Source organism: Infirmifilum sp. NZ (assembly GCF_022693705.1).
Lineage (GTDB): Archaea > Thermoproteota > Thermoprotei > Thermofilales > Thermofilaceae > Thermofilum.
The window spans coordinates 1,532,568-1,546,428 of record NZ_CP094288.1; the positions used below are offsets into that span (position 1 = coordinate 1,532,568).

General features: G+C 58.0%; 15 protein-coding genes. 8 read left to right on the top strand and 7 right to left on the bottom strand.

Annotated elements, in window-relative coordinates:
• Positions 1 to 3: 3 nt before the first annotated feature.
• A complete protein-coding gene (locus tag MOV14_RS08385) occupies positions 4 to 813 on the top strand; it encodes a 4-vinyl reductase (protein ID WP_318536876.1) in 810 nt (269 codons plus the stop codon).
• A 13-nt stretch (positions 814 to 826) separates the two neighbouring features.
• Here the strand turns inward: MOV14_RS08385 and MOV14_RS08390 are convergent, their stop codons facing one another.
• Entirely contained in the window at positions 827 to 1,537 is a 711-nt protein-coding gene (locus MOV14_RS08390; RefSeq protein ID WP_318536877.1) for a nucleotidyltransferase family protein, read from the bottom strand.
• Positions 1,538 to 1,621: 84 nt separating this feature from the next.
• On the opposite strand from MOV14_RS08390, the gene MOV14_RS08395 reads away from it, so the two are divergent.
• Both MOV14_RS08395 and MOV14_RS09975 read left to right on the top strand, forming a co-directional pair.
• Positions 1,622 to 1,897, top strand: a complete 276-nt coding sequence (locus tag MOV14_RS08395) for a transcriptional regulator (RefSeq protein WP_318536878.1) — start codon at positions 1,622 to 1,624, stop codon at positions 1,895 to 1,897.
• A 335-nt stretch (positions 1,898 to 2,232) separates the two neighbouring features.
• Positions 2,233 to 2,361, top strand: coding sequence for a hypothetical protein (locus tag MOV14_RS09975; RefSeq protein WP_326403682.1), 129 nt, complete (start codon positions 2,233 to 2,235; stop codon positions 2,359 to 2,361).
• A 229-nt stretch (positions 2,362 to 2,590) separates the two neighbouring features.
• Here the strand turns inward: MOV14_RS09975 and MOV14_RS08400 are convergent, their stop codons facing one another.
• Positions 2,591 to 4,369 (bottom strand): hypothetical protein, encoded by a 1,779-nt coding sequence (locus tag MOV14_RS08400; protein WP_318536879.1) that lies wholly within the window; start codon positions 4,367 to 4,369, stop codon positions 2,591 to 2,593.
• Positions 4,370 to 4,788: 419 nt separating this feature from the next.
• Here MOV14_RS08400 and MOV14_RS08405 point away from each other — a divergent pair, with 419 nt between their 5' ends.
• Positions 4,789 to 5,373, top strand: coding sequence for a hypothetical protein (locus MOV14_RS08405; RefSeq protein WP_318536880.1), 585 nt, complete (start codon positions 4,789 to 4,791; stop codon positions 5,371 to 5,373).
• 60 nt (positions 5,374 to 5,433) lie between these two features.
• On the opposite strand, the gene MOV14_RS08410 is transcribed toward MOV14_RS08405, so the two are convergent.
• Positions 5,434 to 6,183 carry a hypothetical protein gene (locus tag MOV14_RS08410; RefSeq protein ID WP_318536881.1) on the bottom strand — a complete coding sequence of 250 codons (750 nt, stop codon included), beginning with the start codon at positions 6,181 to 6,183 and terminating at the stop codon, positions 5,434 to 5,436.
• A 739-nt stretch (positions 6,184 to 6,922) separates the two neighbouring features.
• On the opposite strand from MOV14_RS08410, the gene MOV14_RS08415 reads away from it, so the two are divergent.
• From MOV14_RS08415 to MOV14_RS08430, 4 genes are all read left to right on the top strand, one after another.
• Positions 6,923 to 7,876 (top strand): glycosyltransferase family 4 protein, encoded by a 954-nt coding sequence (locus tag MOV14_RS08415; protein WP_318536882.1) that lies wholly within the window; start codon positions 6,923 to 6,925, stop codon positions 7,874 to 7,876.
• Positions 7,877 to 8,220: 344 nt separating this feature from the next.
• Entirely contained in the window at positions 8,221 to 8,658 is a 438-nt protein-coding gene (locus MOV14_RS08420) for a hypothetical protein (RefSeq protein ID WP_318536883.1), read from the top strand.
• A 344-nt stretch (positions 8,659 to 9,002) separates the two neighbouring features.
• Entirely contained in the window at positions 9,003 to 10,181 is a 1,179-nt protein-coding gene (locus tag MOV14_RS08425) for a glycosyltransferase (RefSeq protein ID WP_318536884.1), read from the top strand.
• 74 nt (positions 10,182 to 10,255) lie between these two features.
• Positions 10,256 to 11,275 carry a glycosyltransferase family 4 protein gene (locus tag MOV14_RS08430; RefSeq protein ID WP_318536885.1) on the top strand — a complete coding sequence of 340 codons (1,020 nt, stop codon included), beginning with the start codon at positions 10,256 to 10,258 and terminating at the stop codon, positions 11,273 to 11,275.
• A gap of 180 nt (positions 11,276 to 11,455) precedes the next feature.
• Here MOV14_RS08430 and MOV14_RS08435 read toward each other — a convergent pair whose 3' ends face one another.
• From MOV14_RS08435 to MOV14_RS08450, 4 genes are read right to left on the bottom strand one after another with little or no spacing between them, the layout of a single operon-like run.
• Positions 11,456 to 12,361 carry a glycosyltransferase family 2 protein gene (locus MOV14_RS08435; RefSeq protein WP_318536886.1) on the bottom strand — a complete coding sequence of 302 codons (906 nt, stop codon included), beginning with the start codon at positions 12,359 to 12,361 and terminating at the stop codon, positions 11,456 to 11,458.
• Between the two features lie 20 nt (positions 12,362 to 12,381).
• Positions 12,382 to 12,942, bottom strand: coding sequence for a DUF1616 domain-containing protein (locus MOV14_RS08440; RefSeq protein WP_318536887.1), 561 nt, complete (start codon positions 12,940 to 12,942; stop codon positions 12,382 to 12,384).
• Between the two features lies 1 nt (position 12,943).
• Entirely contained in the window at positions 12,944 to 13,438 is a 495-nt protein-coding gene (locus MOV14_RS08445) for a DUF1616 domain-containing protein (protein ID WP_318536888.1), read from the bottom strand.
• The gene (locus MOV14_RS08450) at positions 13,435 to 13,854 is read right to left on the bottom strand and encodes a hypothetical protein (protein ID WP_318536889.1); all 420 of its coding nucleotides are present in this window, start codon (positions 13,852 to 13,854) and stop codon (positions 13,435 to 13,437) included. The genes MOV14_RS08445 and MOV14_RS08450 overlap by 4 nt, the downstream gene beginning before the upstream one ends.
• Positions 13,855 to 13,861: the final 7 nt, after the last annotated feature.

Below are 13,861 nucleotides of genomic sequence, written 5' to 3' on the forward strand. Positions count from 1 at the left end.
GATATGGATGCAGCGGGGGAATTTTTACCCTTCCATAGCGGGAGGATCGTGGTCATCCCCGGAGGCAGGCCCCACGCCTTCAGAGTAGATTTCGCGCCCGAGGCTCTGACAGCGAGGGGAGTTCTGGCGAGGATCTCCGAGTGCTTCGCGAGCAACGACACGCCCATCCTGAGCTTGCACGTGACGGGCAGGCCCGGCGAACCCTTCTGGGCTTTCATAGCCTGCGAGCCTCCCGACAGCAAGGCAGTCGAGAGGATCAGGGAATGCCTGGCCAAGACGCCCTACGTGAAAGGAGTCGAGCACTCCCCGCCGGTCATCGAGGGGGTTGCCGTCGACGCCTGGGGCTTCCCGCCGCTACTAGGGGGCATCCGCGCCGTTATTTTTCGGGAGCCGGTCCTCCGAGAGTTTCTCCTCTACGGCTGGAGGCACATGGGCACGGGCTTCGGCTACATCCTCTACCACACGTTCTTTGACTCTGGCGCCGCGATGCACCGCGAGTTCTACTCGAGGCTCGCTAGGAGGCGCGAGGACCAGGCGAGGCTACTCGAGCACGTGTTCAGGCTGACGGGCTACGGCGTCCTCGAGGTCGCCGAGTTCACGGACTGGAGGTTCGCGGCGAGGGTGTATGATAGCGTCGAGTGCAAGCACCTCGGCGAGATAGAGGAGGCGGAGAGCATGATGATACGCGGCCTGCTCGCTGGCTTCGTGGCTGCTAGCTGGGGCGTGGGCAGGGAGGGCGTCGAGCCCCGCGAGACGAAGTGCATAAAGAGGGGAGACCCCTACTGCGAGTTCGTGATCACGAGGAGAGTGTGAGGAGCCGGCCTCTCTAGGCTTGATCTCCGAGGAAGGCCTTGAGGTAGGGTATCACGCTTTTCTCAGCCTCCTCGATGTCCTTGTGAGTGTCGATGCTCTTCCACGCTACGCTGTCGTACTTCACGGCTCTGAGAAGCCCCTCCCTAGCCACCCTCGGGAAAGCCTCCCTCTCGATGTCCCCCCTCTCCGGCAGGTACTCGAAGACCCTCGGCGTGAAGGCGTACACTCCGGCGTTGATCCAGTACTCCCTCAGCAGGGGCTTCTCCACGAAGCTCCTCGCCACCTCACCATCTGTCTCCACGACGCCGTAGGGGCTTGGGAGGGGCACGAGGGCGATGCTGCCCACAGCGCCCCTAGCCTTCTCCACGAGCCTGGAGACGTCGAGGTTCGTCAGGACGTCGCCGTTCACCACCACGAAGACGTCCTCCCCTTTCAGCAGGGGTTCAGCGTTCTTGAGCGCGCCGCCGGTGCCGAGGGGCTCCTCCTCCACGGAGTAGTACACCTTCACGCCGAGCCTGGACCCGTTCCCCACGATCTCGAGGAACTTCTCCTTAAGGTGCCCAACGCACATGATGAAGGTCGAGACACCCTGCCTCCTCAGCCACTCCACCTGCCAGACGACGATAGGCCTGCCAGCAACCTCCACGAGCGGCTTAGGCCTGTCATTCGTCAAGGGCCTCAGCCTCTTGCCGAGCCCGCCCGCCAGGATAACAGCCTTGAGCATACAAGTGGAGAGCGGCGCTCCCAAAGATAAATTTTTCCGGAATAGGCGACAAAAATATAAATTGTGCAATCGCTGAGTAAGCGTATGTCCAGAGACCAGCTCGTCGGGGCAATCCTGCTCGTAGCGTCGATAGCCGTGATCCTCGCCTACGCGTGGCTCGTCTTCCTCACACCCTGGAGCCAGCTCGTCGTGCAGATAACCCTCTTCCTAGCCGTGGCCGGCGTCTTCGGCATCCTAGCCTGGATCGGCTACACCCTCGCAACCACCCCCCCACCCAAGCCCATAGAGGAGATCGAGAAGGAGATCGAGGAAGAGCTCAAGAAGCTCGAGCAGGAGCAGAAGCAGGAATCCCAGCAATAACATCATTATTTTTCAACGTAACTTTGTTTTACTGTAGTATAACAAGGTTATTTTCAGATACAACTACTTTATACTAGAATATAACAATGTTCCAGGAGCACTGTGTCCCCTTTGAACTGGGTCCCGCGAACCTCCCGCACAGCACGACACCAGTGCCGGGAAGCGCTGGTTATAACGCGCCTGATGGTGAAAGTCGTTAATTAGAAACACGACCAGGACATGGGGGCTGTTCTTGCCACATTTATCTAACAAGCGGAAGGCGCTCGACGACCGTCCTCGTCGAACGGTAAAAACGCATTTAGATTGGTTTCTAGACGTATACAGTGACGAGTATAATGAAGAGAGGTCTCCGCGTTAGGGTCAGCGGGAAACCGCTGAGAAGGTTCACGGAAAAGGCTCGAAGACTAGGTTTCATAATCGGCAAAGCTCTACGCAAAGCCATGGAGCCTTTCGCAAACGCCTGAGGCCCCTCTGCGACCACGCGGATGAGAGGCCTCGTGAAGAGCAGGCTTTCCTACGAGGAGCTAGAGGAGGCTTACTCGGCGTTTAAAGGTTGAAGACTTCCCTGGGCTCATCCGCGCCCCTCAAATGCGAGTCGGCGGTTCGCGATGAGGTCTTCAAGCACGCGTAAGGCATTAACGTCATCTCATGCCGTGCAAAAGCGGAGAGCGTTAAGTAGCTGGGGCGAGGCCTTTACCCGGGCCTGGCCTGAAGCCGCCTGAGCAGCCCGAGGAAGCCCCTCAGATCCTCGATGCCCACGGGGAGGATGCCGACCCTAAGCGCCTCAACCGCCCTGTACGCGTCGCCAACCACCCTGACAGGGTAGAAGCCCATCCTAAGCGCCGTCACGCAGTTGTACAGGTCATCGTCCAGCACCACCACGGGCCCACGCCACCCCAGCTCCTCCACGCAGGCCCTGAACATCTCGGACTTAAACGGCCCGTAGCCGCTGTCCCGTCCGTAGAGCCTGACGCCGCCCAGGTGCTTCCTCAGTACGGAGACGGGCTGCATGCTGGCGACGCAGAGCTCAAGCCCCTCGAGGTCCCCGCCGCCCAGCAGGCGCTCCGCAGGTGCCCTCTCCTCCAAGCTCTGCAGTAGGCGCGACGCCTCCTCGAACCTAACCCTGTCCTCCCTCCAGAGTCTCCGTAGCGTCCCCGTCACGCTCTCCCAGGGCCTCCTGAAGCCGCGCTCCTCCAGCGCTCTGTAGGCTCGCCCCCAGTCAAGCCTCAGCTTCACGATCACCCCGTCGAAGTCGAGGATCGCGAGTGGCCTCCCGGCACCCACGAGGCGCCCGTAGAATCGCCTCAGCTTGGCGTAGTCCCTCTCAAGGGAGCGCAGCCAGCCCTCCCGCTCCGCCCCGAGCCTCTCAACAGCTACAGCCAGCTGGGCCGCGACCCTAGCAGGGTCCGAGAGGCTCACGTCGCTCCGCCTAGCCCTCAAGGCCATGCGGAGCCACGTCCCGGGCAGCTTGGCCGCGTACCTGAACCCGTCCAGAACCCAGTAGAACTCACCGGCCCCGACCCTCAGCCCCCTCGCGAACGCCCGAGCCGAGTCAACCCCCTCCAGCGCCGCCTTCACCAGAACCGCCGGGAAGTGGTAGCCGAGCGAGACGGGGAGGTCCAGGCTACCCCAGAACTTCGGGTTCAGCTCCACCACGAAGTACCTCTCCTCAGCGGGCACCCGCTTGACCTCAACCATCAGCGGCCCGGTCCACCGGAGCCTCGAGAGCGCCAGCCTGCCGACCCCGTATAGCCTAGGGTCCAGGACAGGCCCCCTCGCCCCCAGGCTCGCACCGCCCCCGGGATCGTACTCGACAACCCTCTCGTGCGTGAACTCGAGCAGAGGCTCCCCCTCAAAGGCGACCGCCTCGTACCCCCTACCCCTCCCCGGCACGTACTCCTGAACCAGGCACGGGGCCCTCGCCGCCGCTGCCTCCACGGCCCCCTCCACGTCAGGGAAGAACTCCGGGCTAGCCGCGTCGCTCAAGCCCTTCACCACGAGCGGAGGCCTAAGCCTGTAGACAGCCCCAGCCCCCGAGCCGTCCCCGACGACCACCGAAGCGGGCACGAGGCTCTCTCCCAGTAGCTCCGCGAGCCCTGCCTTGCTCGACGCGACGACGACCTGCCCGTAGTCCGGAGCGATAACAGCGACCCGCCCGCGCCCCTTAACCCGCGAGAGCGAGAGGACGTCCAGGAAGTCCACAGGCACAACCACGTCGCCCCCAACCCCCTCAGCAACATCGAGCACAGCAAGCCCCCACTCGGCCCCGCCACGCGCAGCGCCCTCCAGCACCACAACCCTGTCGAAAAGCCGCGAGTAGGCGAAGGGGTGCCTCCTGTGGGACGCGCCCACAACCTCAGCCCCAAGAGCCGCCCTTAGGGACCGCGCAATCGCGAGAGCCTTGCGCGAGGCAATCGATGCGACGACAACCCTGTAGCCCATCACGACCAAGCCTGACTCCAAACCTATCAAGATAAAGTTAACCGCACTACACTCCGGGCCGCAAGCAATACATCACCGCTCTAGGCGCCTAAACACCCATGCCCCGGCCGCGCCTGCGCATTTACCCACCCCACCGGTCAGAGGGCTCCCTTTCGAGGTTTTCATGGGTTGCCTACAGTGGGCGTGTCGCCCCGGCTGGGGTAACACTTTCCGTAAAGGAGAAGTCCCCGTGAGTGATTTCTCGCGGAAAGGCGAGGGGTGATGAAGGCAAGCTGGCCTGGACGCTGCTAGGATGCAAATATTCGGTTACAGTGGCGAGCAGCTGACCGAGTAGCCTTGGAACCCTCCTGTGTGAAGTCACTCCCCTGAAAAAATAAAGTCAGCACGGAGAGAGGGGGAGATGCACCAAGGATATAAGTACCTTAACGCAGATAGTTAGCAGGAGAGCTGTGGACATCCTCAGCGTACTTTCGGCCATCGGAGGGGTGGGAGGGCTCGCGACGATCATCGCCTTAGCCTACTGGCTGGGAGGCAAATTCCGGGAAATAGACCTGAAGTTCGCCAACATCGAGAAAAGATTCGAGCAAATCGACGAGAGGTTCACCGAGGTAGACCGGAGGTTTGAAGCCATCGACAAGAGGTTTACCGGGGTGGACGAAAGGTTTGAGGCCGTCGAAAAACGGCTCGACGGCGTCGAGAGGGAGCTGAAGAGGCTTGAGGAGAAGCTTGACAGCAGAACCTCAGAGCTCGCCGAGAGGATCTCGGGGCTCGAAGCAATGGTGGGCAGGAAGCTCGAGAGGCTGGCCGTCTCGAACCCCTTCACTCGGGAGGGGTGGAAGAGGCTCGCCGACCTCCTAGACAAGAGCGAGAAGGAGGAGCTGAGCCTCGAGGAAGCCCAGGAGCTGCTGGAGCTGGCCAGGAAGGCCGTGAGGGAGTACGGGGAGCACCCCGAAGCCTGGAAGCTGCACATATACGCCTCGATGATGCTCGGCCTAGCCTACAAGAGGATGAAGGAGCAGAGGCAGCAGAAGTGAAGCTCGAAGCATGGAAAGGGGCACCGGAGCCCGGCCCAAGCCTACGGGTGTCTCCCGGCGTCAGATCTCGTTCGAGGCAACCATCCTGTACGCAGTCGCCATGTCCACGAGCTCGTACCTCGACAGCGCCTCAAGCACCCTCGGGTACGCGCGCCCGCCTCTCATGTAGATGGAGCTGTCGTGCCACAGCAGCGTGACCAGCCTCGCGCCCCGGCCCCTAAGCCTCTCGACGCAGCCGGCGATGAAGGGCACAACCCCCTCCTCGTCCAGCCGGTCGTACGTGAACATGTACGCGTCCATGAGCGTCACGGGGAACTCCACCACCCCCTCCACCTCGAAGAAGCCCGCGTTTCGCTCGTCGCAACCGCCCTTCGCGTACGAGACGCTGGAGTCGAACCTCACGCCCAGAGAGCGCAGAGCCGCGAAATCCGGGACCCGGAGGAAGTGGCCCCGCGTCCCCTCAACCCTGAAGCCCAGCCGCTCCATGAAAGCCTTCTCCTCCGCGACGCGCCCAGGGTCGTTGAAGTGTAGCCCCACGCTCCAACCCCTCCTGAGCAGCTCACCGATGACCCCAGCGTACTCCTCCACGGTCCCGCCGTCGTCGTAGAAAGCCCTGAAGAAGAAAGTCGACTTCACACCTAGCCCCTCCTCGACCTCTACCACCCTCGGCACGCCGAAGTACGGGTTGAAGCCCTCCCGCAGCACGCGCTCAACAACCCAGCCCTCAAACCTCTCCCTCCTCTCAAGCACGTGCCTAACCCCAGGCCCCCTAACCGAGTAGTCCACGTCGTGAGTCAAAACGACTATCATCGCCTCGGGGAATTAATACAGAGTTAAAAGCCTTCTCCCCTGAAAGCGTTCTGAGAATCTTCGTAGTTGCATCCTACTAAAGAAAACGCTATGAAAACTAAAGCGATCACACTTGGCGCTGTAATACTACTCCCAGCAATGGGGAGAGGTTTCCTGCATACATGAACTAGCCTTTACAGTGGGAGGTAAAGTAGTCTTAAATGATAAGCTCACTGCGGCGGACTCGAGCAATAAGGTTTTCTTTAAGCTTCAGAATCATAAGCTGAGAAGCTTAAAGCTTAAGCACCGTAAGCTCCGAAGGGATAGACCCAGGTATCCAGCATTATCTTAGGAGGCCCTTCTGCTTAATTAAGCATCTTGAGTATACTTAATGAAACCTCGGTGCTTTCATCAGGTTCTCAAGTAACATAAAAAATTTATTGTCTCAGTACTGCAGTCTTTGATGAAAGTTCTCGTCGTTTCAAACCCTTTCCCGGTGACAGGCGGAGGAGCTTATAGAGCTAAAAAGTCACTGCTAGAATACTGCTCGCGCGGCATCGATCCATACTTGCTCATACCCCCTATTGACCCCTGGAGCTATGATGTGAAAACTTTATCAGAGCTTGCAGTAAAAGGGGTAAGGATTCTTGGGTACTTGGGGCACAGACCTCAGTCAACCATCCCAAGGCGTGCATATCAACTGCTTTTCTTGCTCGCCCCTTCTTTTTTAGTCCGGGAAAACCCCAGGCTTGTACCTCGCGTGGATGCTGTTCTGTCGTGGCATGAAACTTGGGACTCGCTGTGGCTTGCTAATCGAATCGCCTCAGAGGAAGGGAACCCTTCAATCGCCATCCTGCAATTGCCAGCATTCTACGCGCTAAAGCATAGAGTGAGGGCGCTAAAAGTGGCAACCCGAGTTTACTATGATTGCCTGTACGGGGGAATACGCGAGGAAATAAGGAAAACTTTAGCTCAAGCATTCCAGTCTTTCAGCGACGAATTATACGAACGCAGAGTTAAAAGTGTCTTAAATAACTATACGTTAGTTCTCGGTATCAGTAAAGCCGTGTGCCTCGAGATGGGTTTGGAGAAGTCTAATAGAGTTTTCTACATGGATCCCGGCGTCACACTTGATAAGGAAGACCTCATGCGAATTAGGGGCATTCGGGAGGGGTTTACTGAAAAGAAAGACTACCTAATTTTTGGCGGTAGACCCAGCGTCACTAAGGGCGTCGTGGAAGCCCTCCTAGCTTTCAGGAAAATAGCTCGAAGTTTCAACAATTACAGGCTTATCATTACCGGCAACATCCCAAGCCGCGAGGCAGCAAGACTCCGCAAATTCGCCGGAAGGCTCGGCATAGGTGATAAGGTTCTTTTCGCAGGCTTCGTTTCCAGAGAAGAAAGGCTCAGGCTCGTGCGGGAGGCAAAGCTCATGCTATACCCGAGCCACCAGGATGCTTTCCCGTACGCTGTGGCTGAAAGCCTCTTACTTGGCACACCAATCGTAGGGTACGATATCCCAGCCCTGAGCACCTACTACGGGAAATTGGAGGGTGTCAGGCTTGTCCGGGAGCTCGACGTCGATGCCATGGCTGACGAGGCTACAGATTTGCTGTCAGCTAGCAGGGTTAGCGTCGAAGCCCCTAGGCTTAGACCTTGGAATGAGATCATTCAGGAGGAGGTCAACCTTATAATGCACGCTATAGACAACTAGCGGATTACTTCGATTCTAACCCTCTCATCAGAGCTACAGCATTTTCTGCCTCGCCGTGCAGTCGATGAACTCCCATTTTTACCATGAAGGCATGCTCATCAAAATAAAACTTATCTCGTTTACAGTTAACCTATGGTTCATGGAACACACTCCGATTAGAGCAAAGCACCTTGTTCTCTTTGCCTTATGGGAGAAAGCGGAGGGCCTAGCCCTCGGGAGTATAAAATTTAGCTACGAGTGCACTGAGAGATTTAAATGTCGGCGAGGATTGGGAGCTCGTTGCTAGAGCTATAAAGCGCGGCGTTCTTGCACGAAGTATCCTCTCCTTTCCCTTTACCACAAACATGAAGAAGTCTCCCTCGAGCCTCGCAGAATCTAGGTATGTTAAAGGAAGGTTGAATTTTTATGCAAGAAGGCTGAGGAATATTAGCGACGCTGTTAAAGGTTGTAACTTCACTCCGGCACAAGTGTATTACTACGAGCGGAAAATCACCCCCTCAGTTCTAGCCATGCTACTAGTCTCCTCGCTTGACAGCTTTGCGAATTCTATCAGGAGAAGTAACGGAAGTGAAGCCGCACAGGCTATAGTTTACCGGTACACAGATTATTGCTTACCCGAAGATCTCGGCCTGCCACGGGAATGGTTTTTCGCATGGTGGGAGCGGGTAGATGTTTGGTGGCAAGCTGTTTTTCCTCAAATGCGAAAGATCCTGAAAAAGAGCGGATGGGCTGAAATTGTTTTTCTCGCACAAAGCCGTTCGGTAGTTATGTTTAGAGACTGAATCTCATTAAAGAATGGTTGAAGCAGATCATGGTGAGTTACAGCAGAAGATGTTGAGAAAGCATAAAGAAGCTGAGGTAAAAAGATTCAAAAATTGCATTGGTGAACCGCGTAGATACTAGTGAACGGGGGCAAGATGGTGCTATAGGTGATTTTCACTATTGTGTTCATACAGGATTTACTTGTTTACTCTAACTCTCAGAAAAGATTTTGAAGACATTCCCTAATGCATTTCATAGCTTTTTTGAGGATAATAATTAACTTTACAATAGCTTACAAAACAAAGTATTGTAAGCTGAAGTGAGTATGTTTTAATACTTCAAATCATTGCTTGAGTGTTAAGCTATGAAAGGTAGGGTTCTCCTTGTTCACGTCTTCTTCGATGTTTTAGGCGGCGCAGAGTTCCTTGCCCTGAACGCCGCGAAGGCTCTCAGAGAAGATGGTTATAGCGTAACTATACTTTCTTCTACACCTTTAGAGAGGGCTACAGTTCTGGAAAGATTTAACATTGATGTTACCGAGTTCAATGTAGCTGTTAAGCAGCTTCCTGTTGCCTATAAGTTAGGGAGCGTGATGCGCGGAAGGTTTTCCAGGCTCAGGAGACTGACTGTCTACAAGAGGTTTTTCACAGAATACCTCAGTAAAGTAAGTGGGGACTACGACCTTGTTCTTGAGACGCAGAGCAACATCCCTTCTCCAACTGATATAAGTTACATCCACTACCCTGCCTGGGCGGACTTCCTCAAAGAGAAGGACAAATCACCTCACTGGAGGCTTTACGACTGGATTGTGAGACTCTATGCCAACTCTCTCAAGAATGAAATCACTCCAGGTAGAGTGCTTACGAACTCATCTTGGACTGCCGCGCAAATATTCAAGGTCCATCACATCGTCGCCGACGTAGTCTACCCGCCCGTTGATGTGGAGTACTTCAGCAGAGTGTCCAGTAACGAGAATAGGGAGAAACTTATAGTCACTACCAGCAGGTTCGTTGCCGGCAAAATGCTTCACAAAGTAGTTGATGTCGCGGCGAAACTTAGGGACTACAACTTCGTCATTATAGGTTCCACCACCGAGCACTCGCAGAAAATACTTGAAAGCATAGAGCGAAAAATCAAGGAGCAAGGCTTGAACAACGTTATTCTAGAGACTAACTTACCAAGGTCCAGGGTGCTCGAGTACCTCGGGGCCGCCCGCTTTTACCTCCACCCAGAGTTTCCCGAGCACTTCGGGATTTCGATCGTCGAGGCAATGGCTGCGGGTGCTGTACCTATCGTATACCGGGATGGCGGAGCGTGGCACGACGTAGTAAGCAGGGTTTCGGATGTACTCGGCTACAGAAGCATAGAGGAGGTTCCGGGAATAGTAAAGCGACTTGAATCTAGTGCTGACTACGTGGAGCTTAGAAGGAAGAGCATGGAAGTTTCAAGGATGTTTACGTACGAGAACTTTAAAAGAAATCTCCTCGATAAAGTCGAATACGTGCTGAGGGTGAAGAGACTCGCGTCCAGCAGTAAACCCTAGTAATGCGAGCACCGGCATTTACAGCGAACTAAACAATATATTTTCCCCGCCATCCCGTTCAAAAGGCGCGATACATGAAAGTACTTGTTATCTCCCCGACCTCCAACGGCATCGGTGGTGTGGCACAGCACGTCTCCAAGCTCGCCGAGAAGCTTCGGGAAAGGGGCTTCCTCGTCGAAGTGCTGTCATGCGGCAGGCTGCGATGCGTGAGGAGAAAGGGCCTCTCGAATCCCAGCTTCACGCTGCTCTCCGCCGCGGCCTCCCTGGCCAGGCGGGGCGGCTACGACGTCGTCCACGCGCACAACATCCCATCCGCGCCCGCCATGCGGCTGGCCGGTGGCTGGAAGGTTCTCACCCTCCACGGGGTGTTCTCAGACCAGATCTCCTTCCTCTACGGCCGGCCCCTGGGCGAGCTCGCGCGCGGCGTCGAGCGGGCCGCGTTGAGGTGGGCTGACGCGCTTACAGCGGTTTCGAGGGACGTCGCGAGGGCCTACGGGAGGATGGGCTACCACGTCCACTACGTGCCGAACGCCATAGACCTGAAAGACCTCCCCTCCGATGCGACGCGCCTCTACGACAGGCAGGTGATCTACGCTGGCAGGCTCTCCAGGGAGAAGGGTGTCCTCGACCTGACCTTCACCTTCTTCCGGCACAACGTCGACGCGCACCTGGTCCTCGTCGGCGACGGCCCCCTACGTCCCGCTCTGGAGCGGCTAGCCGCGAGGAGCGGCAACATACACGTGCTGGGCTACAAGCCACGGAGCGAGGCCCTGAAGCTAGTCAAGGGAAGCGACGCCTTCGTGCTCCCATCGTATCACGAGGGGCTCAGCACAGCCCTACTGGAGGCGATGGCCCTGGGCGTTCCCTGCGTTGCTACAGCGGTTGGCGGGAACGTGGAGCTGCTCGGCGGCGGCGCAGGCGTCCTCGTGAAGCCGGGCGACATTCAGGGGCTCGCGGAGGCGGTCAGGCTCGTCCTCAGCGACGGGGGGCTCGCCCGAGAGCTCGCCAGGAAGGCCTACGAGAGGGTGCTCGCGAGGTACACGTGGGACATCGCTATCCAGCGGTACCTCAAGGTGTACACGGCCGGACTGTAGCTAAGCGCTCGGCAACAACGCTCCTCAAACCCTGCTGGTACTATCCCGGGGCTCAATCCTTCACCTGTATACGATTGTCTAGGGAGCAAGCAGGCTTAAGCTCAAAGGACGCCCAGCCCGCAACATCAAAGGCTCTAACCCGCGTAAATCCTAATCCATAACTCTCGATGCGGGGCGCGGTCAGCTGGAGCGTTGCTGCACCGCTTTCTCGATCCTTTCCGTCAGCCTGTACTCCATCCGCTTGAGGTAGAGGGACACTATCGCGAGCAGCATCGAGACGAAGCCCACGCTCACGAGCTGGAGCGAGATGATCGCCCAGACGAAGTGCTCGACCCTCCGGAAGACGTACTCGTAGAACACCCAGAGGAGTATCGGAACCCCCGGCAGCAGCGGCACGGAGCCCAGGGCGAAGACGACGACCGTCGGGTTGTAGCGCCAGGCGAGCCTCACCGCGTCGAGCATGATCTGGAGCCCGTGGCGCCTGCCCAGCTTAGGCCTCCCCTTGCGCTCCCGGTAGCGGACTGGGACCTCGGTGATCCTGCGGGACGTGCTGGCGACGTGAGCGGCGACCTCGACCTCGACGCTGAAGCCCCTCCCCTCGAACCAGACCTCTCTGAGCACGTCCGCCCGCACGAGGTACATGCCCGAGCATACGTCTGACAGTCTCGTGCCGAACAGGATGTTGAAGGTCTTCGTGATAACCCAGTTCCCGAAGCGGTTGAGTAGGGGTATGTTTTCCCTGCCTATCAGCCTCGCCCCTATAACCTCGTCGTAGCCCTCCGCGGCGCTGAGCATCGCACCGAGGTAGGACGCGTCGTAGGTGTGGTCCCCGTCTATCACTAGCACCCAGGGGGTCTCGACGAACCTCAAACCCGTCTTGACCGCGAGGGCCTTCCCCCTGCCCTCCTGTATCACAACCCTAGCCCCCTTCGAGGACGCTATCTCACGCGTCCTGTCCCTCGAGCCTCCGTCCACGACGACTATCCTACCGACGCCGTTGGCCCTGAGCTCGTCTATGACAAGCCCGATGCCCTCCTCCTCATCGAGCGTCGGCACAACCGCCGTGACGTCACCGCTGGACGGCATTTCGATCCCCGACTCATAAACTACCTCTGTCTCGATTTATTTTTACGCTTGACCAGCTCGGTCTCGAGCCGAACAACAGCCAACTTCCTGTAGGCGGCGAGCACGCCGACCGAAGCTGTGAACGCGTAGAGGGTGAGGGCTACAGGCGTCAGCCTTATCCCCCACGGGGTATAGTTCAGCAGCAGCCCCAGCAGGGGCACCACGGCCAGCGAGAGACCGATGGACAGGGCGAGGCGCTCCAACGGGCTGAGCTCGCGCTCCGAAGGGTAGAGGGCCTCGACGAGCACGTAGCCAGGCAGGTAGAGGACGAAGAGCGAGCCGAAAACGTACCTGAGGACGGTGAGCGCGGGCTGGGCCCAGCTGAGGTACACTAGAAGCAGTGTCGCGGAGGAGAGCGTCAAGGTTGACCAGAACCACAGGCTGTAGTCAAGCCTAGCCAGGTACCCCGCCAGGCTTAACGGCGGGGAGGGGTCCACGAGCTCCACGGCCCCCCTGGAGACCTCCTCGTAGACCTCCCTGAGCACCCTGTAGCTCAGCTTCCCGCGAGACCTGGAAGCCGCGTACTCCTCTAGCGTAGCCACGCTAAACACCCGGCCTGACGACATCCACGTAGAGGTGAGTCCACCTGCCCGTGTACACCCAACCGCCCTCGGTCGCGTTGTACACCCAAAGCTCGAAGATCAGGGCCGCCCTGCTCCCGTTGAAGCCCTGAGGCACGGCCACGGACACCCTGAAGGTGGCGTTCTCGCCGTGGGCAAGCGCGCCCCTCCACTCGGCGATGGGCGGCTCGGGGGAGGGCGTCGAGTTAGAGGGGATGGTCCCGTTGGTCCCCACCCTGAAGACGACCTTGTAGTAGATCGGCCTGCCCTCGTGGTTGTACACGAAGACGCAGAGATCTATAGGCTGCCCCGGGATAACCCTCCTGGGATAGTCCCCTATCCTGCACTGGGCGTCGAGCAGCCCCAGCGCCGTGAAGGGCTCCTGAACTTCCGGGCGCAGAAGCTGGGCCGCTGCGAAAACCGAGGCCACCGTAACGACGGCCAGTATCACGGCGAAGACCTCCTCGTCCAGTATCACTCCCCACCACCCCTCCTCTTCTCGACGAGCCAGCCGCGGTGGAGCCTGAACCAGACGTACACGTACACCCGCGGGATCGCGAGGTAGGCGACTAGAGGGAGTGAGAGCACGAGCGCTGCCAGCGAGTACTTGGTCACGGCCTTCCTGAAGGACACTTCCTCCGCGGTGGCCTTCAGGGACTGCACCTCAGACGAGATGTTGTCGAGGAGGCTCGCGGCCTCGCTCGTCCGGTTCGCCTCGTAGAGCCTTATCGCCGCGTTAAGGCTCCTCGTCACGTTCGAGACGTCAACCCCCTTGCCGCTAAGGTACTCGAGATCCTTGATGATGGGTGAAACCCTGTCATCCAGAGGGTCGCAGAACGCCGGCACTACGGAGAGTACGAGTAGCATGAAGGTAAGCCAGAGAGCGCCGCGCAAGGTAAAC